The sequence below is a fragment of the Porphyromonas levii DSM 23370 genome (genome assembly GCF_000379925.1).
Classification (GTDB): domain Bacteria; phylum Bacteroidota; class Bacteroidia; order Bacteroidales; family Porphyromonadaceae; genus Porphyromonas_A; species Porphyromonas_A levii.
Map to the genome: position 1 here is coordinate 16,631 of NZ_KB904237.1, position 22,812 is coordinate 39,442.

The following is a 22,812-nucleotide window of genomic DNA, read 5'->3' on the forward strand; positions in this document are numbered from 1 at the left end:
CGCCACTATGCTGCCAAGCCAAGAGCTGATCGATTACGTATGGGCGCATAGGGATGAGGACGTACGCACCCTAGCCCTGAGGAGCAAAAACGCCCCTCAGGGCTTTGCTCTTTCTGAAGCCCTAAGCGCTATTCAGGCACGGCAGAAGCTCGCTCTCAAACACCCTAGGTGGGCCGAGGCAAAGGCGGTATTTATCCCTCAGCCGGTGGTAGTGGAGCAATCCTCTAGCCCCGAGACCTCGGCGTATAAGCTCCGATTTATAGAGCCCCACTGGCAGATCCTCGACCTTAGTGGTGGGATGGGCGCAGATAGCTATGCACTAGCACAGAAAGCGGAGGGGGTCACTTACCTCGATGCTTCGCCCGAGAGAGCTGAGCTTGCCGCCCATAATTTCCTCGCACTAGGGCAGAGCAATATCACCTGTTACAGTGGGAAGGCAGAGGAGCGAGGCATGGCACTAGCCGAAGCGCTCCAGCCACAGCTCATTTACCTCGACCCCGACCGCCGTCCGGGCGCTACGGCAAGGGTATTCCTTATAGAGGAGTGCGCTCCCGATATCACCACGCTCATCCCTAAGCTACAAGCGGTAGCGCCACGGAGCCAATACCTCATTAAGCTCTCGCCCATGGCAGACCTCACCTACCTCCGCGAGCGACTACCCTACACCTTCGATATCTACGTGGTCTCGCTGAAGCGGGAAGCAAAGGAGCTACTCCTGCACCTCCACCCTTCGGCTACGGGATGCATCACTGCCGTGGAGCTACAAGCCCACCACACTCTCAGCTACAGCACCCGCCCCACTACCCAACAAACCACCCCCATCTCGCCCGAGATAGGTGCCTTTGTGCACGACCTCTACCCTGCCTTTTCCAAGGTAGGCTACGACACCTTTGCCCTCCCCTTCGAGGTGTGGCAACCAGCCGCCCATACCCACCTCTACTTCTCTCGGACAGAGCTGACCGACTTCCCAGGGCGCACCTTCACTATCCTAGAGCACAACTTAGGCGATAAACGGTGGCTGAAGAAGGTGACCCAAAAGCCGCTCCACCTCATCACCAAGAACCTCCCCACCTCTACCGACCAACTGCGTCGGCAGCTCCGAATCACCGAAGGGGGCGACTGCTTCCTCATTGCCTATGCCGATAGCTTGGGCAAACGCCACTTCCTCCTCGCCACCTAAGTGCACCCGCTTCTGTCCTAGAGCCTAAGTGCACGGCTGCTTTGCCCAAAATATGGTATCTTAGTCCATCGAATGGTAATTAATAGACAGCTATGAACGAAAATGAATACAACCTCCGAGCGGAGGAAGAAGAGGCTTGGGGCGATGACGAACTGACCGCCATAGACCTCTCTATCCCCTTCCTATTGGAGAAAGCCGACTGGACTAAGTTCTTCAATACCCTAGGGTACGACGGACAATACCCCTTCCTCCTCTACAGCCATGAGGATGCCGAGGTACTCCACGACCGTCTGCTCGCAGAGGTCAATCGCACCCAGATACTACAGGGGCACAATAAGTTGCAATGCGACCTCTACACTAGGTTTGGCGACTACGAGGGCAAGGTAGTGGGCTTTGTATGGCTCGCCATCAGTGGCACCCGCGCCTTTGCGCCCGACCTCCTCGACAACCTCCAATGGCTACTCCAGAGCGGTACCACCACCTATCTCGAGCACGCCTATACCTCGCACGGAGCAGAGGCGGAGCTCACATGGCTAGAGACGCCTACTCTGCACCCTGCCTATGCTACGGTAGAGGCACATCAGCCCCCCCAGAGCAACCTCCAGCTGGCAGACCGTCTTTCCATTGCCACCATCCTCCCCCGCTAGACTATGGAGTGGCGCAAGGAAGTCGTCCTAAAGCCATTGGCACACCGCTATGGCCGACACGATAGAATCAGCCTTTGGGGCTCTTGTTTTGCCCAAGAGCTTCAGCAGCACCTCTACACCCGCCTCTACCATGCGGGCTTTTCGCCCTTCGGCATCATGTACAATCCCCTCTCCATGGCGGAGGGATTGGAGCGGCTCCTTGCGCATCGTCCCGAGCTTCATCTCCTAGAGCACGAAGGCACTTGGCATAGCCTCATGCACCACGGCAGCTACTCGGGCACTACCGAAGACGCAGCACGGACACAGATACTCGGGGCATTCGAAGAGGCTTGGCACACCCTGCCCGATACCCGTCTATGGGTCTTCACCTTCGGTACCGCCTATGTCTATGAGTGGGGAGAGAGCGGCACGGTGGTCAATAACTGCCACCGCCTGCCCGCCAAGTACTTCCACCGCCGACGCCTTACGGTAGAGGAGATTGTCGCCACTTGGCAACCGCTCCTTACCGAGCTTCGTGCCCGAGATGCCGAAGTGCTCTTCACCGTCAGCCCCATCCCCCATTACCGCGATGGAGCGCACGAGAGCCGCCTCTCCAAGTCCACCCTCCTCCTCGCCATCGATGCCCTACAGGGCGAGGGCATCCACTACTTCCCGAGCTACGAGATTCAGCTCGATGAGCTACGCGACTACCGTTACTTCGAGGAGGACATGGCGCACCCCACCCCTCAGGCTGTGCGGTACATCCTCAGCCGTTTCCAGGACTTTGCTCTAGAGCCCGAGAGCGACTTCGACCGCCGTTGGGCGCAACTCCTCCGCCTAGCGCAGCACCGTCCCCTCACCACTGACCCCCTAAAAATAGCGGCACATTATAACACTGTAGCGCAAAAATTGGCTACTTTTGCCGATGAAACCAGCCACCCCTACGTGCAAGAGCTGGCGTCACAGATTGATAAGTATTGCCGATGAAACTGACAGACCTATCCGCCCTCCTAGGCGGAGCTATCCCTACTGAGGATAGGGAGATAGAGCTACTGCTCACCGATAGCCGTTCGCTCACTTTTCCACAGAGTACACTATTCTTTGCGCTCGTCACCCCTCGTGGCGATGGGCATAGCTATATCCCGCAGCTCTACAACGAAGGGGTGCGGGCTTTTGTCGTCTCCAAAGCCATCGAAGGCACCTACCCTGGCGCAGTATTTATCCAAGTCCCCGATACCCTCGAGGCACTCCAAACCGTAGGGCAAGCACGGCGAGCACAGCTGGCTATGCCTATCCTCGCCATCACGGGCAGCAATGGCAAGACCACCACAAAAGAACTCCTCTATCAGCTCCTCTCCCCCACCCTCTCGGTAGGTCGCTCGCCCCGAAGCTACAATAGTCAGATAGGCGTGCCGCTATCGCTCTGGGGATTGGAGGATACCCAAGCACTCGGTATCATAGAGGCAGGTATCTCGCGCCCTGGCGAAATGGCTCGGCTCGAAGCCATCATCCGTCCCACCTATGGCGCCATCACCAATATCGGGGAAGCGCACCAGCAGCATTTCGAGAGCCTAGAGCAGAAGGTGGCAGAGAAGCTCCAGCTTTTCCGCAACTGCCGTACCCTCTTTGCGCCTTACGACAACCCCCTAATCCGAACCCAGATAGAGACGATGGGGCTGGCACCCAAGACGCTCTACTGGAGCCGCGAGTGGTCGGGAGCTACGCTCTTTATCCAGAGCCAGGAGTACCACCCCACAGGCGTGACCATCACAGGCACGCTCGCACGCCAACGCATAGTGCTAGAGCTGCCCTTCCTAGACCAAGGTACCATCGATGACACCCTCCTCACGCTCCTCATTGCGAGCCAAATAGCACCACAAGCGGTGGCTACTCTAGAGCAGTTTGCCCACCTCAAGCCTATCACCATGCGCCTAGAGGTGCTCGAAGGCAAGGGGCAGATGTTGCTCATCAATGACAGTTACAATTCGGACTACGATTCGCTCCGAACCGCTCTCGACTTCATGAAGCGGCGCAACCCAGAGGGGCTCCCTACCGCTCTAATCCTTAGCGATATGGAGGATAGTAGCCACAATACCGGCGAACTCTATGCGAGGGTGGCGCAGCTCCTCGGGCAGTACCATATCGATAGGCTCTACCTCGTGGGGCAACGGATAGTGGAGCAAAGAGCACTCTTCCGGCAGGTGGACGGGTGGTTTCCCGACTGGGCATCGCTGGATAAGGGGCTGCCCTACAGTCTACTAGCCGGGCATATCGTGCTCCTCAAGGGCAGTAACTCCTCGCAGTTTGGTAGGGTCATTGAGAACTGGAAGGTCCAGACGCACCAGACCATCCTCAGTATCAACCTCACCCGACTAGCACACAACTACCACACCCTCCGCACCAAGCTCCCCAAGGGGATGGGCACAATCTGCATGATCAAGGCAAATGGTTACGGTGCGGGCGCCTACGAGGTAGCACGTACGCTCGAAAGGGCGGGAACCGACTACCTTGCGGTTGCGGTGGTAGATGAGGGCAGGACACTCAGGGAGCAGGGCATCAAGAGCCCTATCCTAGTGATGAACCCCGAGCTATCTGCCTTTAGGCAACTGATTTGGAACGGACTAGAGCCCGAAATATTCAGTCTGGAGATGCTTCAAGCATTTAGCCAAGCAGCAGAGACCTATGGCGACCGCATTCTCCCCATCCACCTCAAGTGGAATACCGGCATGAACCGTCTGGGGCTTATGCCACACGAAGTAGCGGAGGTGGTGGACCTCCTGCACCGCTCGCATTCTATACGGGTAGAGAGTATCTTCACCCACCTAGCCGCTGCCGATGACCCTAGTGAGGACGACTTCACACGGACTCAATTGGCAAGACTCGATGAGGTGCAACAGCGGCTCGAAGCGGGACTCGGCTACTCGGTACGCAAGCATGCGCTGAACACCGCTGGGGCTATCCGTTTTCCTGAATATCGGTCGGACTATGTGCGCCTCGGTATCGGGCTCTATGGCATTACCCCTCTCGCGCAGGACGAGATGGGATTGGAGCCCATAGCCACCCTCACCACACAGATTCTGCAGGTGCAGGAGCTAGATCCGGGAGAGACCGTGGGCTATAGCCGAAAGGGCAAGATAGAGCGCCACAGCCGCATCGGCATCATTCCCGTGGGCTATGCCGATGGTTTACCTAGGCTCTTGGGCAATGGGCATATCACCTTCCGCCTGCCCGATGGCACGCTCGTACCCACCATAGGCAATATCTGCATGGACACCCTCATGCTCGACCTCACCGACGCCCCAAGCGCAGTGGCGGGCACCGAGGTCACCCTCTTTGGCGACGGGCTACCCATCACCCGCCTCTCCGACGCCTGCCAAACCATCCCCTACGAGATCCTAAGCCGCCTCAGCAGCCGCATCGCCCGGCAATACTACAGCGAATAACCAACACCACCGCCTGATCGGTGACCTCGGTGGTATCGGTGGTGCCAGTGCCCTCGGCTCTCACTATCGGTGGAATCGGAGCCCTCGGACGCTTTGGAGAGCTCCGACACCCCCTATTGTAGGGGCAAATAATTATTCGCCCCTACAACCTCTCCGACACCACCAACCTCTCTGATAATGACCGCCGCCCTACAGCATCACACCCATTCTGAATACCCTATATCACTGAAATTTATTCCTAGGAATAAATTTATTTATCTGTACAAATAAATTTATTTATCTCTAGGAATAAATTTCGTTGCTCAGGCGAGCCGCTGGTGCTTCTCAGTAGAGAGGGATTCGGTGGTTCAGTAGTTAAATAAACATAAAATACATATATCGGTTCGCCATGTAGTATTTTTATTATGAAAAATACATATATTTGCGGTTGTTACCTCATCGGGGGTATCTAGTTTATTTTAAGGATTACTAACAAACTATGGAAGAACGATTCGAAGAGACGAATATTATAGAAAGCCTTATTAAGATGGGGTTATCAGAAAGAGAAGCTAAAGTGTATAAAGTATTGCTCGGGGTCAAAGAAATCACACCTTCAGCAATTCCGAAGTTTGCGGATGTGCCTCGGACGAAAGTATATGAAGTGCTTAATTCACTGACTCGAATAGGATTTTGTAAGGAGCGATTACCTGAAGACGGTGGAGCGAAACTGTATTCTGCCGTAGATCCAAAGATTGCGTTAGGAGGACTGATTGCCGAAGCCAAAGAGCATTTTACTCAAATCAACAATACCTATAAGGTTTTATCTACTACCCTACAATCGATTTACAATAGTAGTACCGATAGACTAGGAGAATACGATTTCGTAGAGATCCTTAAAGGTAGAGGGGAGATATTGGATAGATATATGACACTCAGGAATAGCGCAAAGCTAGAAATATTAGAGCTGAGTAAAGGGCCCTACGTAATGACCCAAGAGGAAAGGGATTTGGAAGCAGAAGAAAACGAACGGATCATCAAGTCCGGAGTAAAGATGAATGTAATTTATGAAGCTCATGAAATAGAGGGTTCTGGAGACAACTTCTTTTATCGGCAATGTGCATCTGCGGGTGTAAACGCAAGAATAATTTCATCATTGCCAATGAAATTAACCCTATTTGATAAAAGGGTAGTTATGTTGCCCTTAAGGGATGCTTTAATGAGCGAACCAAACCTAACAGTTGTGGTTATTGAGCATGCCAAGCTTTACGAGATGCTAGAAATAGTATTTTGGAGGTATTGGGATAGTGCCAAAGATATAACTAATTAGCGCATGAAAACATAACCGCCGTTATTCACTTCTAAAGAAATTACTCGAGGATTAATATTTTTTTCACTACTAATAATAAAATAGCAAACAAGTATGAACAGAAGAAACTTTGCTCTGCTTTGGTCGATCTTTCTAGCGATCTTAGTGTCGAGCTGTACCAATCTTGACGAAATCTATCGTCGTTTAGATGATTACGGAACACGGTTAACCCGTGTGGAAGAGAAAGTACTCATCGCTAACGGAGACATCAAGACTCTTCAGGCTTTAATCAAAGCTCAGGAGGATAATATCACCATTAAGAGTTGGCGCCCACTAGATGATAAGAGTGGCTACGTACTCACTATGAGCGATGGAAATACCATTGTCCTCAAAAACGGAGCAGATGGTGCTTCATCTAACATTGGGGTAAAGCGTGCCACTGACGATGGGCTGCTATACTGGACCATGAATGGAGCATTTATGTATGATGAACACGGCAATAAGATTCGAGCACAAGGGGTAGATGGGGCACCTGGTATCACTCCACAGCTAAGGATCGAAAGAGGCTACTGGGAATACAGCTTAGATGGCAAGAATTGGCACCTAGTGCTCGATGCCAACTTTGCTCCAGTAAAGGCCAATGGTGAGAATATAGAGGAGGTACTGGATATCAAAGAGACCAGTACCCACATTGTTATCACCTTTAAGGGGCAAGTATTCGTCATCTCCAAGACAGGAGCAGGCAGTGGCACAGGTGGTGATCAACCTATTAACCCACAAAAACCAGCACCACGTCTCGAAATCAAAGAAAAAAAGGTGGAAATATATGAAAATGGAACCTATACTCTGGACGTGAAGATAGAGCCCCAAGAGCATTACACCCTCGATGATATTCAATGGAGTAGCACTGCACCAGATGTGGTGACAGTAGAAAAGGGGATTCTGACGGCCACAGCACCTGGAGAAGCCGAAATTACTGCAAAGGTAGGGAAAGTGAAAGTGACGATATATGTGGTGGTGAAAAAGTTATTGACCATTAGTCTTGAGGTCACAGATATCAAGGTGATTTCTGCCAAGTTGAATATTACGCCTGACAATGAAACAGCTACCTATTGTGCTGGATGTTTGAAAATGAGTACTTGGTTAAAGAACATGGGGAAACGTGAACCGAAGAATGCACAAGAAGTTTTTGAAAAGCTAGATAAGCCTTTTTTTGTTAGCATAACAAAATCCGAGGATGCTTGGCGCAATGTATTACCTAAGTATCTTGATCGTGGCAAACATATTTATACCCCAAGAGACTATGGTGCAGATGCCCGCCCTGGAGACGAAATGATTGCTTATGCTTATGGGCTCACTGTGGAGGGAGAGATTAGTGGAGAATTAGTTTACAAGATCTTTACTCTAAAAAAATCTGTAAAGGATCCAAACTTTACCTTTGAGATTAGTGAAATACAAACAACAAGCGATGCAGTAATAGCAAAAATAATGCCTAGCAAAGACAATATGCAATATGCTATTACTTTGCAGCAGGGTGGGTATGCGAAACTTCTCAAAAAGTATCTTGAAAGTAAAGACCCTATCGAAAAAGAAAAATTGTATGATATGCTTTACGAGCGTGCAAAAGACAAAGCGGTTCTCAAAAAAAGAGGACAGTACACTATCGGGAAGAACGACTTTGCCCCACGTCGTCCAAATACTGAACAAGTCTTGGTCGTCTTTGGTTATGACGAGGAGAATGGTATTACTTCAGATGTAAAGTTCATCACGGGAAAAACAAAAACACTAAATGAATAAACAGAAGATAACATGAAACCGTTGAAAAGATACATAGCTGTTGCGATGGTTTTTGCAGTACTCTTGCAGAGCTGCCAGCAACAAGTACCCGAAGAGATTAGTATAGAGCTTTCTGACTATAGTACCATTGACTTCCCAAGCCAAGGGAGTGAGAAGGTAATTAATGTGACGACCAATGCTACCTATTGGCAGGCCTACCCCAATGCGTCTTGGGTAGAGATAGAGCATAATCTAGGGTCTTTCTTAGTAAAAGCTCAGCCTAATAGCACTACTGAGGAGCGGAAAGCTAGTATCCTAGTCCACGCTAAGGGTACTGGTGTGACGCAGACTTTGATGGTGACCCAAGCTGCTGGGCGTAGTGCTTTGGAGGTGCAAAAGAATGAGGTGAAGTTTGACCAAATTGAACAGGAAAAGACCATCAAGGTCAATACTGTATCAGACAATTGGTCTATAGAAAATACAGCCCCAGAGTGGATCACAGCCAAAGCTTCTGTAGAGGAGCGCTTGCTCTACATTAGTGTGAAAGAGAATAGTAGCACTGACTCCCGGAGTGCCAAGCTCTTTGTACAGGCTGGCGAAAAGATAGAGGAAATAGTGGTACACCAGAGTGGTAGCCTTTACTACATCCTCCCCTTACTCACGCCTGGCAGTAATATACGAGATGTGAGGGAGTTTGAGCTAGCACGCCATAGTCTATTGGAGACAGATGATAGTTACCTTAAGGGAGGGGCACATACCTACTTCACAAAGAGTCCTGTCTTCTACAAGGTGGTCTACACCTTCTCCAAGGATATCATCAATGGTGCCACCCTCTACCCAAAAGATACTGGGATGCTAACGAGTGAGGGGCTACATCATTTCCTCACCAAGGAGGGCTACCAAGCCAAGGCGGAGAGCCAGCACGAAAAAGTCTATGTCCGCCATACCGAAGTAGGTGAGGCGAAGTATGAGATTGTGGCGAATGTAGCCTTTGCAATCCCTAATACAGACCCTAGTATCATCTTTAGGATTGTACCTCGCCAGCCTAAGGTCATGCCTACATTTGAGAAGATTCCTCTCTCCGAGCTCTATATCAAGAAGCTCAATAAGAATGCTGTTGTGGCATGGGAATCTACCCATGGCGGCATACAATCTCGTAGTAAATCAAAGCCAACATTCCTTTACTTCGATATCTTTGACACCACATATATAGGGAGAGATTATTCATTCTCAAAAGAAGGTGACCAAGTGACTCAGATGCGAGCATTTATTTACGACATTTCCAAAGTCTTCTATCGAGCAGGGACAAGTTACCTAATGACAGACGAATTTAAGAACCTACTAAAGAAGGAGGGCTTTAAATTCTATCAGCAAACACCAGATGACTTCCGCCAGCTTTATCGTAATGATGAAAAGGGGTGTATCTTTGGGGTCAGAGTGGCACAGGTAACTGGGGTCAATGATGGTACGCCTTGTTTGATGTTTATGTATTTACCGATCCCTGAGCAAAGAGAAGAGAAGTAATGAAAGAAAGTAAATATATATTGAGAGGTCTTTGGCCTGTTATTTTTGGGACACTGTTGATTCTTTCTTCTTGTCAGAATGAGCGAAAACCGTTACAAGACAATCTTCTTGAAGAACAAATAGAGCAGACTAGGGAAGAAGTTGCTCTAACCGGTGATCTTATCTTTCAGCAAGGGCTATTGCGTGTAAAGCTATCCGAAGAGTTGGCTAGCCAGCTCCATATTACAGAGACTACAGGGAATCAATCACTCCGTAGTGGCGTGCCTGCACTAGACCAATGGATGGCAGAAGTTGGAGTTCAGGAGATGAAGCGCGTTTTCCCCGAGGGTACGGGAGCTATTAAGGAGCGACGCCGTGCAGCAGGACTGCATCTTTGGTTCGATCTTATTTTCAATGATGACTACCCCCTCACACGTGCCTCCTCTTCTGTCAGAGCTCTCCCTGGAATAGAAATAGTGGAGCAAATAATCGTTGATCCAACCCCCATCCCAGCAGGTATAGTTGCTCCATCTTATTCCCAAGCACGTTCTCAAGGGAAGTTCGCTCCGAACGACCCCCGCTATTCTGAGCAGTGGTATCTCAATAATACTGGTTGGCTACCTAATTCTGTTGCAGGTATGGATGCCAATGTAGAAAGGGCTTGGGAAATAGAAACTGGAAAAGGGAATGTAATCGTAGCTATTATGGATACTGGAGTGGATATTACGCACCCTGATCTTATTGGGAACCTTTGGCGTAATCCAAAGCCTGAGTTTGGTGGTGACCTACACGGTTGGAACTTTGTTTTTAATCAGGCAGAGATTGATGCGGAAAACCACGGCACTCACGTTGCTGGGACGGTCGCTGCCACTCGCAACAATGGCATTGGGGTGGCTGGTATTGCTGGTGGCGATGGGAGTTCCGAGAGTGGTGCGAAGTTGATGTGCCTAGAAATTATATCTTCAAAACTCAATAACAATGCTTCTGTTCCTGCTGCTTTTGTCTATGCTGCCGATCATGGAGCCGTGATTGCACAGAATTCTTGGGGTTATGGTGCTGGAAGTAATATCTTCGACCTCAGTCCTTCTGTGAAGACAGGTGTTGAGTATTTTATCAGAAATGCTGGAGTGGATGCTTCCTCTGGGAAGCAGCGTGCCGATTCTCCTATGAAGGGAGGCATAATATTTTTCTCGGCAGGGAATAATAATAAGGAGTTTTATTATATGCCAGCAGCTTACCCAGAGAATGTTGCGGTAGCCTCTGTAGGACCATCTGGTAAGCGTGCTATGTACTCCAATTATGGCTCTTGGATAGATATCTCCGCCCCTGGAGGAGACTCTGACTATGGTAACCCTCAAGGTCTAATTCTTAATACTTTTGCCGAAGGACTTTATGGCTATATGCAGGGGACCTCAATGGCGACACCCGTGGTTTCTGGTGTTGCAGCCTTAGTCCTTTCCAAGTTTGGTGGCGAGGGTTACACTAATGAAGATTTGAAGCGTCGACTCTTTGGTTCTCTTCGTCCGTTCAACATAGACGAGGTGAATCCAACCATTAAGGGGAAGATGGGAGTAGGATATTTAGATGCTTATGCTGCTCTTCAAGATGCTGGGACTATCCCCCCTCAATCAGTCTCTTCAGCTTCTATTGATACAAGTTTTGAAGAGATAACTCTTTCTTGGAAGGCCGTCGCTGATGCTGACGATGGTACTGCTTTGGCTTATCATGTGTTCTGGAGCAGCAACGGTTCTATTACGAAAAAGAATATTAGTAAGGCAGGACACATTCGTGTAAATGCTGTTGGGAAGAAAGACGGTGATACTATTGTACAAGTAATTTCGGGTCTTAAGATCAATACCCTCTATCACTTTGCTATTGTAGCCGAAGACCGCTGGGGACATACTTCATCACCTTACTTATTTGAAGTTACCACGAAGCAGGCACGATCTGTAAGCCTTACACCCTCTCTGGTTGAGACGATACACCTCGCTTCTACCCAACCCTATACCTTAGAGGTAGAGGTGATGGAGCCTAATAACTTGCCTTGGGAATACACATTGGCAGGTGATCTGAAAGGTGTCACCTCTAAGCGCGAAGGCAATAAGATATCTATAAAGCTGAGGAGAGTATTGCCTATGGGAGAATATGGTCTGAAGCTCATGGTCTCTAATAAGTATCAGACCAGTGAGCTATTGGTGCCTTTTGTAGTGGCTGAGAATAGATCACCTTTGCTCACCAAGACGTTGGCAAAGCAGTATCTACCTCTTGAGCATGAAGCCTTGAGCATCTCGCTCAATGAATTCTTTAGTGACCCAGATGGCGATGCGCTCCAATATGAGGTACGCTCTACTGTGCCACAAGTGGCAATCACGGAGGTACTTGATGACAAGTTCACCATCAAACCAATAAAGATGGGCACCACCCATATCGAGGTGACCGCTCGGGATAGCTTCGGCGCTAAAGCACGCCTCAACTTCGACCTCCAGGTGGTAAAGGACGATATCGTGTATGTGGTTTATCCAGTGCCAGTAGCTAAGGATCTGAATATCCGCTTGAGCGATGAGGTGTACTCCGCACAGATAACCATCTTGACGCCTATGGGTGCTCAGAAGATGAGGCGCTTTGTCAAGGTTAGAGAGGACGAAGACCGCCAGGTGGTTCTGAATGTTTCAGAGCTTGAGATTGGCTCCTACGTACTCGAAGTCACCGCCAATGGCAAAGTATTCAAGCAAAACATAATTAAAAACTAACCTAGGATATGAAACGTATATTTTGGACTGTAACAGCTCTACTACTCTCGATGAGTACAGTAGGTCTTCGGGCACAAACTGCGTACTCTTCAATGGAGTTTATGCAATACAATCCCGATGCTCAGAGCGCAGGTATGGGGCATACGTACCTAGGTGGTGGGCGTGGCATGTACCTCTACGGTGATCCTACCTCTTTTGGTAAGGCTAGTGACCGCTTGTACGCCTCCTACTCTATGTCGGTATTGCCACAGAGTGGAGAGGGACACACCTTCTGGAATAGCCTCTCGGCTGGCTATAAGTTCAGCCCTAGGTGGAGCATCATGGCAGGCTTTAGGACTCAGACGAGCCCCAAGGTGACCGTGGTAGACCAGACTGGTATGGAAGTAGGTGCTGTTCGCCCCAATAACTTTAGTCTCGACCTCGGCGCTACTATGGCTATCACTGAGCAATGGCAGGGATTCGTGAGGGGTAGTTATATCCATAGCTACCAAGGCTTGAATGCCTCGGGCTTCGGGCTCTCTATCGGAGCCAATTACGTTAGCGAAGCTATGCTCTATAGTCTGCCAGTAGACTACTCTATCACCGCAGCGTTGACCAATTTCGGCTGGGGCATGAAGTACGATGTAGGTAAGCGTGAGGTGGGACTGCCTGCAGCAATGGAGGTAGGCGGACGTATGGGTGTCCTTGTGTCAGACGACCACGAGGTGTCCTTGGCTGCCTTGATGGGCTGCGAGCTGCGTTCGTCTGTCTCTAACCGCGTATTTGGTGGCTTGGGTATAGAGTACGAGTTTATGAAGTACGCTTCACTCCGTGCGGGCTACAACTACAGGGCTAACCTCAATACCTTCTCTATAGGTCTGGGTGGTCAGTACAAGTTTGCTTCGGTCGACTTGGCTTACCTTATGACCAAGAGGAGTGCGTTCAACCAACTTAGGTTGGGCTTGAATATCGCCTTCTAATCCACTAGCGATTACGGCTACCGATATAATATATATTGTGTAGCGAGCAAAGAAAAGGGCTGATTCCTATCCATAGGGTCAGCCCTTCTTTTTGGGCAAGGTTCGTTATTAGATGAGAATGTTGCACGAAGTGCCATTCTCGCCGATTTGCTTGCAAATCGGCTGAGACGTTGCACGGTGGTGAAATACAAGACACTGAGACTGAGGCTGACGGGAGCGTACTCACGTACGTGACCGAAGCCGAATGTCGAAAGTAACGCAGTAGTTCGCCACCGTGCCACAGTCTCTAGATAGGCACTGGTGGAGCGCAGTAATGACCTGTGTATACGATTAGAGGCAAAATTGGTATATTTGTAGCATGAGTAAGAAGATGATTCTAGTTGCGCTTATGCCCTTGTTGCTCGCCTTGCCTATGGCCGGCGAAGAGCAGCCCGATAGCATACAAGTACAAGCTCCTGCATATACCTCTCTGGTCGATCTTAAGCCATTGAGGATGGGGCTAGGCGTGGTGCTGCCTATGGTGGCATACGACTTCATGTACTACAAGCAGGATGTCTCTATCTCTAGGATGAGGGAGCACTATACCCCTGGTTACAAAATGGGGTGGGACAACGTTACTCAGTTTGTCCCCCTAGGGGTTACTTGGGGGATGCGTTTGTCTGGTCTCGAAGGTCGTTCGGCAAGCCATTGGGAAGCCCTTTCGGCACATGCCATATCGTATGCTGTGGCGATGGGTACCGTATATGCCGGTAAGTACCTCACAAAGCGCATCCGACCCGACGCAAGCAATCAATACTCTTTCCCCTCGGGGCATACCGCTTTCGCTTTTGCTGGTGCGACCATTTTGGATGCCGAGTATGGGAGCAGGTATCCTTGGCTATCGGCCGCAGGATATGGGGTAGCCACACTGACAGCGGTGGGCAGGGTGCTCAATAACCGACACTGGGCTACCGACGTGGTCACAGGTGCAGGCGTGGGTATTGCTGCCACCTACATTGGTTACCTCCTCAACGACCTGATGTGGGGCAGAGGACTAGAACGATTTGAACTTACAGAAGAGCGGGAAAATGCATTCTCTTGGGGCTACCTGATGCTTCGTAAGGGACGCAGTGACCTCCTCACCAATATAAAAGGGGCGTACGAAGGCAAGCTGGGAAGCGATGTCAGCCTCCTAGTACGCTATCCGATGTACCGACAGATAGGGCTACAGATGCAAGGCTCTCTATGGGAGAGCTACAATCCCGAGCATGCCGAAGGTGTGCAGAGCTTCGCCGTATTGCTGGGCGCCGACTTCATGCAGGGTTTCTGGCATGGGCGCTTATGGGTAGATGGCAAGGTGGGGGCAGGCTACCATCTTCCTATTAAGCTAAGCAAAGGGTATAGAGGCACGCCACGTACCGAAGCCCTACAGCTGACCAAAGGTGGCTTTGTAGCACAAGCAAGCGTGGGACTGAGCTATGTCCTCACCGACCGTATGGCTCTTAACCTCGCAGTAGACTATACCCTCCTCCCCAAATATCGGCTCAAGGGCTTTGGCGGTAGTGTAGGATTGGCATACATATTTTAGGAAGTGAGCGTGGTTAAGAAGAGTGGTGATACGCCAATGATGCAGCAGTACTGGAGGTATAAGGAGGAATACCCCGGTGCGATATTGCTATTCCGTGTGGGGGACTTCTACGAGACCTTCTGCGACGACGCCATAGAGGTATCCAACCTCTTGGGCATTACCCTTACCAAACGCGCAGGCGAACCGCTTGCCGGTTTTCCCCACCATTCGCTCGACAACTATCTCCCTAAGCTGGTACGCAAAGGGAAGCGGGTGGCTATCTGTGACCAGATAGAAGACCCTAAGCTCACCAAGAAGCTAGTGAAGCGAGCAGTGACGGAGGTAGTGACTCCGGGGCTTACGATGGACGACTCTGTACTCGATGCCAATACGAATAACTTTCTTGCAGCTATTACCCTCAATAACGGCAGAGCAGGCTTAGCGCTCCTCGACCTCTCTACAGGCGAGTTTATGGCAAGCCAAGGGATGCCCGACGAGGTGGAGAAGTTGGTGGTCAACTTCGCCCCTAAGGAGGTACTGGTGAAGCGTGGGACAGAGCATGAGGTGGCGCGACTCTTCGGGGAGAAGCTGAACCTTTACCCTCTGGAAGACTGGGTCTTCAGTCTCGACTACGGGCGTGACAAACTCCTGAAGCACTTCGAGGTGCAGCACCTCAAGGGCTTTGGTATAGAGGGCGACCAGCTCTCTATTCTCTCGTGTGGAGCCATCCTCTATTACCTTGAGGCGACCCACCACTCAGAGCTCAAGCATATCAATGCGCTGTGGAAGATAGAGGAGAACCGTTTTGTTCAGCTCGACCGTTTCACCCTGCGCAATCTGGAGATCCTCCAGCCTATCTCGGAGGACGGCACTTCACTGATTCAGGTCATAGACCATACCAAGACACCGATGGGCGGAAGGCTCCTGAAGCGGTGGCTCGTATTCCCGCTCCTAGAGGTGCGGGAGATAGCGGAGCGACAAGCAGCAGTGACCGCCCTACTCCGTCACCGAGAACTGAGGAACGAGGTTGCGGAACTACTGGCTGGTATGGGCGATATTGAGCGCTTGGCAAGTAAGGTATCGGTACTGAGAATCAACCCTCGGGAACTTCGGCAACTGGCGGGAGGACTAAGGTTGGTGCAGCCACTGATAGAGCGGCTATTGGAGCGTAGCGAGGAGGCGCTGAAGCAATTGGCACTCCAGCTCGACCCACTTACCGAGGTGGCAAACCGCATAGAGCGAACCATCCACGAGGAGACACCCAACCAAGTGGGCAAGGGGAGCGTGATAGCAGAGGGCGTAGATAGGGATCTGGATGAACTGCGACGCATCCTCAATGGGGGCAAGGAGTATCTTGTGGATCTGCGCAATAGGGAGAGCGAAAAGACGGGTATCCCAAGCCTCAAGGTGGCTTTCAATAGTGTCTTTGGATACTATATCGAGGTGCGCAACACCCACAAAGACCGGGTGCCAGAGGAATGGATTAGGAAGCAGACCCTCACACAAGCTGAGCGTTACATCACCCCCGAGCTTAAGGAGTATGAGGGAAAGATACTGGGAGCGGAGGAGAAGATACAGATACTGGAGGCGGAGATTTACGACCAATTGGTCGCCTTTGTACGGGGGTATATCAAGGAGATTCAGAGCGATGCCGCCATACTTTCCAAGGTGGATGTGCTCCTCTCCTTTGCTACTACTGCGGAGGCGTATGGTTACGCTTGCCCCACCGTGGACAATGGCGACACCATAGATATCCAAGCGGGGCGCCACCCCGTGATAGAACGGCTGATGCCCCCAGGTGAGAGCTATGTGCCCAACGACCTATTCCTAGATACTGAGGCTCAGCAAGTGATGGTGATTACGGGACCGAATATGGCCGGTAAGTCGGCACTCCTCAGGCAGACCGCCTTGATAGTGCTCCTCGCACAGGTGGGGAGCTATGTGCCAGCCACGGCAGCGAAGATTGGGATTGTAGACCGTATCTTCACCAGAGTGGGCGCTTCGGATAATATCTCTCGTGGGGAGAGTACTTTCATGGTGGAGATGACCGAAGCGGCAGCGATCCTTAACGGCATTACCAATCGTAGCCTCGTGCTTATCGATGAACTGGGACGCGGGACGAGCACCTACGATGGTATTTCTATTGCACAAGCAATCGTGGAGCATATCCACGACCACCCAAGGGGCAAAGCCAAGACACTCTTTGCTACCCACTACCACGAGCTCAACGAGCTAGAGGGGATATTCCCAAGGGTGAAGAACTACAATGTCACCGTCCAAGAGGCGGAGGGCAAGATTATCTTCCTCCGCAAGCTGGCACGCGGTGGCAGCGAGCACTCTTTCGGTATCCATGTGGCGAAACTGGCGGGTATGCCTCGGGAGATTATTGCCCGCTCCGAAGAGATACTGGCGGAGCTAGAAGCATCGGCAGCTCAGCGCGAGGAGAAGAGCGGCAAGCAACCCAAGCGACTGCCACAAAAGCAGGTGCAGCAGGGTCCTGTGCAGCTGAGCTTCTTCCAGTTGGACGACCCTATGCTCTCCCAAGTGCGGGAGGAGATAATCGGGCTCGACCTCAATACCTTGACCCCACTCGACGCCCTCAATAAGTTGAGCAACATCCAGCGCCTCCTTTCGGGCGGTAGAGAGGGGCACCAATAACCGATTTAGATACACGTGTATGCATACAGAGCCAAATACAGAGCACAAGAGTAGCCTACTCGCCGCTATGCCAATAGCGGGACAAGAGGGGCTGGCTCGATTCGATGAGCTATACTTCTCTGCCATAGAGAGTGTGGTACCTTCGCTACAAAAAGCGGTGGAACTACTGCACCAGCAGACCTCTAAGCATGTACGTCCACTTCTCCTTTTGCTCGTTGCCAACTGCTACGAACGCCTCAACGATCACATCGTAAGTGGTGCGGTCTTTATCGAGCTATTGCATGTCGCCACGCTCGTGCACGATGATGTCATCGACGAGAGTCACGCGCGCCGCGGTGTACCCTCGATGAATGCGATTTTCGACAACCGTAAGGCGGTGCTCATAGGAGACTTTCTCCTCTCCAACGCAATGATTCAGGCGGTTCTAGCGGGTTCACAATCGATGGTACTACAATTGGCAAAACTCGGGAAGATACTCTCCGAAGGCGAAATCCTCCAGATGGATACCGCCGAGCTAGGGGATTACTCCGAGGAACGTTACCTACAGATTATCGACCGCAAGACCGCTTCGCTCATAGAGAGCAGTCTCAAGATAGGTGCCATGCTCGCTGGGCAGGACGACCCTAAGCTACAGGAGGCACTTGAGCAGGCGGGCAACCTATTGGGGCGCGCCTTCCAGATACGAGACGATATCTTCGACTACCGTCCCACACCAGGTCTAGGCAAACCTTCGGGTCAGGATATACAGGAGCATAAGGTGACGCTTCCGCTCATTTTTGCCCTTGCCCAACCAAGCCGAGAGCGCGACAAGGTACTCAAGCTCCTACGGCACGAGTCACTGAGTAGAAGCGATATCGACTTCGTCATCGGTTTTACCCAGAAGCTAGGCGGTATCGACTATGCCACACACCGTATGGAGGAGATGGTGAGCGAAGCCAAAGAGATATTAACTGGGGCATTGCCCGCTTGTGAAAGCCGTGATGCCCTCTTACTCGTTGCCGATTATATCGTCAAGCGTAAGAAGTAACAACATATTATTTTCACATTATAAGTAAGAAAGATTTATGAAGAGATTAGTTTTGATTCGTCATGGACAGAGCCAGTGGAACCTTGAGAACCGCTTTACAGGCTGGACAGATGTAGACCTGACAGCACAAGGTATCGAGGAGGCTGTCAAGGCTGGTAAGCAGCTGAAAGCCGATGGTTTTCACTTCACTCTTGCCTTCACGAGCTACCTAAAGCGTGCGGTGAAGACCCTCAATACGGTGCTCGACCAGATGGATCTCGATTGGATTCCTGTGCGTAAGACTTGGCGCCTCAATGAGAAGCACTACGGAATGCTTCAGGGACTGAATAAGTCGGAGACAGCAGAGAAGTATGGCGAGGAGCAGGTGCTCGTATGGCGCCGTAGCTTCGACGTGCCACCAGCACCACTAGCAGAGGACGACGAGCGTTCACCACTCCGCGATAGCCGCTATGCAGGTATCGACAAGAAAGACCTCCCACTTACCGAGAGCCTCAAGGATACTATCGAGCGCATCCTCCCTTACTGGGAGCAGGAGATTTTCCCATCACTTAAGGAGCATAACGATGTGATCGTAGCAGCACACGGCAATAGTCTTCGCGCTATCATCAAGAAGCTCAAGGGCATCTCGGACGAGGATATCGTTTCGCTCAACCTCCCTACCGCTGTTCCTTACGTATTTGAGTTTGACGAGAACGATGGTATGAAGCTAGTGAAGGACTACTTCGTTGGGGATCCTGAGGAGGTGAAGAAGCTGATGGAGGCTGTCGCTAACCAAGGCAAGAAGAAGTAAGCAACACCGTTGTTTGCTTTCGTGCAACAGTTATTATAAGGTCTACAAAAAGGAACGTAGCTAATAATCAAATTAGGATTAAGGTCAAAAGAGAGAATGTCTTCTTGACAAGCCTCACATAGTTATTACTAATGTTTATTAGGAGAACAGCCTGACCGATTAATAGTTAGTTGATTACATTAGTGAGTTTTCGTTAGCCACGCCCTCCCTCCCCCTTACCCCCTCCCTCCCCCTATGTAGTGCGGCAGTTGCCGCACTACATAGGGGGAGGGAGGGGGACTTTGTTTGTGTAACTCTCCATTCACGGCCTCGGGCTTCGCCCTCAACCATGGCTAGCAAACACTGCGCTAATATGCTTTATTATCGTTCGTTAAGGACAGTCCGACCTCTATTAGGGTCGTGAGGTGTAGTTCCATCACTAATATTGGTACGTAACCATCGATTCGCATTAAGGCTCAAAAATATAGTGCAGCGGGGAGACCCCACTGCACTATATCATTTGCTTATCCTATTTGAGGGCGAGATTATGCCTCAGTAGCCTCGGTGTTCTCCTCAGCTGGAGTCTCAGCCTCAGCAGCCTCCGCTGCTGCAGCTTCAGCAGCAGCCTTAGCCTCTGCCTCCTTCTCAGCAAGCGCAGCTTGGCGAGCCTTGTTCACCTCACGCTCAGCCTCAAGTGCCTTCTTAGCTGCCTCTAGCTTAGCCGCCTCGTTCTTGCTCTTCACCTGGTCGGTAGCAGCATTCTTATTCTGCTTCCAAGCCTCGAAGCGCTTCTTAACCTCTTCCTCAGAGAAAGCGCCCTTCTTTACACCACCCTCTAGGTGCTTCATCATCAGCACCCCCTCACGTGAGAGGATAGCACGTGCAGTGTCAGAAGTCTGTGCACCTACATTCAACCAGTATAGAGCCCTGTCGAACTTCAAGTCGATAGTAGCTGGGTTGGTGTTAGGGTTGTAAGTACCTAGGATCTCTACGAAACGACCATCACGTGGTGCGCGGCGGTCAGTAACGACGACCCTGTATACAGGATAATTTTTACGACCGTGTCTTTGCAATCTAATAACTGTTGCCATTGTATTGGTATTTATATGTTATAAACTCTACGTCCCACGGTCTCCCGAAACAGGTACACGACCTATCGGGGTGAAACGCACCCGCAAAGATACATAAATATCTCATATAATGAGAATGTTACCCCCTTTCGCGAAAGACGATTTGACCCCCAATCGACTATTACTGAAACTTAATCATATCAGCCAGCATCATTTCGTACATCTTGTTCATCGCTTCAAGAACTTAATCAATATTGCTATAGAACTACTCTTCTTACCACCAGCATCAATATACGCTTGAAAAATATTTGCGTCCATTCTGTAGAATGCCTCCATATCCATGCGAATGTCGTATCTGAGGTATTGCTCTACACTCCTGAGGTACCGAAGATTTAGCTTTGGAGAACTGGCAATCAAGTCACAGAGTGCCTTCTCAGGTGTTGCAATCAAAAAGTAAATGCCATTATCCTCCATTGATGTGACACCAATAGAGAAAACCTCCTCAGAGACATAGGCGTACTCAAATCTCCCGAGATCATTCTCAAATACCCTAGAGTGTTTGATGGTCATGGATTGCACGCTGTATACTGCCTCTGGAATCAAGCCATAATACCGAAGGGCTGACGACTTCGAAACATAAGATGGTGAATAGATATGATTGGCAATAAGTTCAGTAGAAAGTGCCCTACCTATTTCCCTTGGACTTGCGACATACAAACCTTTCTTGAGGCGAATGATAACACCCGCCTTTTCTAGGTTCATAACCTTCTGGTGCTTTGCCAAATGATTTGGATAAAGCGACTCAATAACAGAGCTCCTAATAGGTACCCTTCCAAACTTCTCTACAATACTGCTCATAACTATAGACAAATACAGTCATATTCTGAACACTATCCTAAGAAATACTTGGATATCTACTCAAATAATAGCTCCTCCTCATAATAAAGAATTGCTGTACACAGCATCATTCTCACCAGTTTGCTCGCCAATCAACTGAGACTTTGCACGGAAGTAAACGACATGCCCAGTATGCTGCAAGCAGCTCCGTGTAGTTTACTCGTATGCATCAGTCTTACTATGGAAAGTACCCCCTTCCAAATACATGCAAAAAATAGAGGGCGAGCACTCTAAGTGCCCGCCCTCCACATTACAAAATTGTATTCAATTACTTGTAGAGGTTAGGATTGTTGACCACCTCATTGTTTGGCAACTTAAAGTGCATACGATCGTCGTTGTAAGAAATTTGGACATTCCTATTTACAGCGTCGAACCTATTCTCACCAAGGATAACAGATTGCTTCATTCTCTTAAGAGCAAGGAAAGCACGACCCTCACCAACGAACTCAATACGAGTCTGAAGGAAGATTTCATTCTTTAGCTTATCTCCAGAAAGAGCATCGATATAAGAAAGATCTCCTATTCTACCCTTCAGATAGTTCTTTAGAACAGTCCTAGCCTCGTTGTCTTTGCCAAGCATTGCCTTTGCCTCAGCATTAAGTAGGTACATCTCATCAGTTCTCAGATAGATGTAATCTGAATCAATATGCCTCTGTCCCATAAACTTACGCAATGGAGGATAGAACTTATTGACAGGTAGTAAAACAGCATTAGGTCCTAAAAGTTTAGGTAATGGAATACTTAAGTTGAGATCGTTACCCTTTTGGTTTAAGATAAACTCAACAGGCTCATCAGCGGCATTAAACTGTTTCTTTCTGACATCATCATTACGGATTTGATCATAGAGACGGTTATTAACCACCTTCATATCACCAGCAGCAGCATAACTATAGGTGAAGATATCAACCATACCATACCAACTAAGCAGGTTGAGCCCCATGTCAGAAGTAAGGTCAGTACCCCATAGTACACCAGGAGTAGCTACGCTATTGAATCCACCGTTCTTAACGGATCTAGGATCTTCATTCTCTGCATTATACACGATATCTTTTGGTCTCATCCGATATTCTGCGTGATGGCGGTTACCGTGATCCCTTGAGACTCCTGCGTCAGCTTGTATACACCAATCATCTTGCGGGATGAAATCCGCAAGATATGGGCGACGGGGTTATTTTTCTCTTTGAAAATTTGAAAGAAAACTGGAAATCCATTATAATTGAGCGAATTATCCACTAAACGCTTAATTACGCAATGGATACCAGTTTTCTACGACATGTATATGGGCTTCTTGGAGTCAAATGTACTGCTACACACTACAAAACT

16 protein-coding genes are annotated in these 22,812 nt (G+C 49.9%); 13 read left to right on the plus strand and 3 right to left on the minus strand.

The window, feature by feature from the left end:
• The first annotated feature begins 7 nt into the window (after nt 1–7).
• From A3GG_RS0102865 to gpmA, 13 genes are all read left to right on the plus strand, one after another.
• Nucleotides 8–1,180, plus strand: coding sequence for a THUMP-like domain-containing protein (locus tag A3GG_RS0102865; RefSeq protein WP_018357817.1), 1,173 nt, complete (start codon nt 8–10; stop codon nt 1,178–1,180).
• A 92-nt stretch (nt 1,181–1,272) separates the two neighbouring features.
• Nucleotides 1,273–1,827 carry a hypothetical protein gene (locus tag A3GG_RS0102870; protein ID WP_018357818.1) on the plus strand — a complete coding sequence of 185 codons (555 nt, stop codon included), beginning with the start codon at nt 1,273–1,275 and terminating at the stop codon, nt 1,825–1,827.
• A 3-nt stretch (nt 1,828–1,830) separates the two neighbouring features.
• Nucleotides 1,831–2,793, plus strand: a complete 963-nt coding sequence (locus A3GG_RS0102875; protein ID WP_018357819.1) for a GSCFA domain-containing protein — start codon at nt 1,831–1,833, stop codon at nt 2,791–2,793.
• Nucleotides 2,790–5,249: a bifunctional UDP-N-acetylmuramoyl-tripeptide:D-alanyl-D-alanine ligase/alanine racemase gene (locus tag A3GG_RS0102880; RefSeq protein ID WP_018357820.1), complete on the plus strand. Its 2,460-nt coding sequence runs from the start codon at nt 2,790–2,792 to the stop codon at nt 5,247–5,249. The genes A3GG_RS0102875 and A3GG_RS0102880 overlap by 4 nt, the downstream gene beginning before the upstream one ends.
• Nucleotides 5,250–5,727: 478 nt before the next feature.
• Complete coding sequence (locus A3GG_RS0102885; protein ID WP_018357821.1) at nt 5,728–6,555, plus strand: TrmB family transcriptional regulator; 828 nt, start codon at nt 5,728–5,730, stop codon at nt 6,553–6,555.
• 93 nt (nt 6,556–6,648) lie between these two features.
• The gene (locus tag A3GG_RS0102890) at nt 6,649–8,331 is read left to right on the plus strand and encodes a PL29 family lyase N-terminal domain-containing protein (RefSeq protein ID WP_018357822.1); all 1,683 of its coding nucleotides are present in this window, start codon (nt 6,649–6,651) and stop codon (nt 8,329–8,331) included.
• Nucleotides 8,332–8,343: 12 nt separating this feature from the next.
• Entirely contained in the window at nt 8,344–9,834 is a 1,491-nt protein-coding gene (locus tag A3GG_RS0102895) for a BACON domain-containing protein (protein WP_083900368.1), read from the plus strand.
• Nucleotides 9,834–12,563: a S8 family serine peptidase gene (locus A3GG_RS11690; RefSeq protein WP_018357824.1), complete on the plus strand. Its 2,730-nt coding sequence runs from the start codon at nt 9,834–9,836 to the stop codon at nt 12,561–12,563. Before A3GG_RS0102895 ends, A3GG_RS11690 begins: the two co-directional genes overlap by 1 nt.
• Before the next feature lie 8 nt (nt 12,564–12,571).
• A complete protein-coding gene (locus A3GG_RS0102905) occupies nt 12,572–13,522 on the plus strand; it encodes a PorV/PorQ family protein (protein WP_033408240.1) in 951 nt (316 codons plus the stop codon).
• Between the two features lie 358 nt (nt 13,523–13,880).
• Complete coding sequence (locus A3GG_RS12760; protein ID WP_018357826.1) at nt 13,881–15,089, plus strand: phosphatase PAP2 family protein; 1,209 nt, start codon at nt 13,881–13,883, stop codon at nt 15,087–15,089.
• A 36-nt stretch (nt 15,090–15,125) separates the two neighbouring features.
• Nucleotides 15,126–17,726 (plus strand): DNA mismatch repair protein MutS, encoded by a 2,601-nt coding sequence (gene mutS / locus A3GG_RS0102915; protein WP_018357827.1) that lies wholly within the window; start codon nt 15,126–15,128, stop codon nt 17,724–17,726.
• Between the two features lie 19 nt (nt 17,727–17,745).
• A complete protein-coding gene (locus tag A3GG_RS0102920) occupies nt 17,746–18,753 on the plus strand; it encodes a polyprenyl synthetase family protein (RefSeq protein ID WP_018357828.1) in 1,008 nt (335 codons plus the stop codon).
• Nucleotides 18,754–18,790: 37 nt separating this feature from the next.
• Nucleotides 18,791–19,543: a 2,3-diphosphoglycerate-dependent phosphoglycerate mutase gene (gpmA, locus tag A3GG_RS0102925; RefSeq protein WP_018357829.1), complete on the plus strand. Its 753-nt coding sequence runs from the start codon at nt 18,791–18,793 to the stop codon at nt 19,541–19,543.
• Nucleotides 19,544–20,067: 524 nt separating this feature from the next.
• On the opposite strand, the gene A3GG_RS0102930 is transcribed toward gpmA, so the two are convergent.
• The 3 genes from A3GG_RS0102930 to A3GG_RS11700 form a co-directional block, all read right to left on the minus strand.
• The gene (locus A3GG_RS0102930; protein WP_018357830.1) at nt 20,068–20,613 is read right to left on the minus strand and encodes a 30S ribosomal protein S16; all 546 of its coding nucleotides are present in this window, start codon (nt 20,611–20,613) and stop codon (nt 20,068–20,070) included.
• Nucleotides 20,614–20,820: 207 nt separating this feature from the next.
• Entirely contained in the window at nt 20,821–21,450 is a 630-nt protein-coding gene (locus tag A3GG_RS0102935; protein ID WP_018357831.1) for a type IV toxin-antitoxin system AbiEi family antitoxin domain-containing protein, read from the minus strand.
• A gap of 307 nt (nt 21,451–21,757) precedes the next feature.
• Nucleotides 21,758–22,549 (minus strand): RagB/SusD family nutrient uptake outer membrane protein, encoded by a 792-nt coding sequence (locus A3GG_RS11700; RefSeq protein WP_018357832.1) that lies wholly within the window; start codon nt 22,547–22,549, stop codon nt 21,758–21,760.
• Nucleotides 22,550–22,812 lie beyond the last annotated feature (263 nt).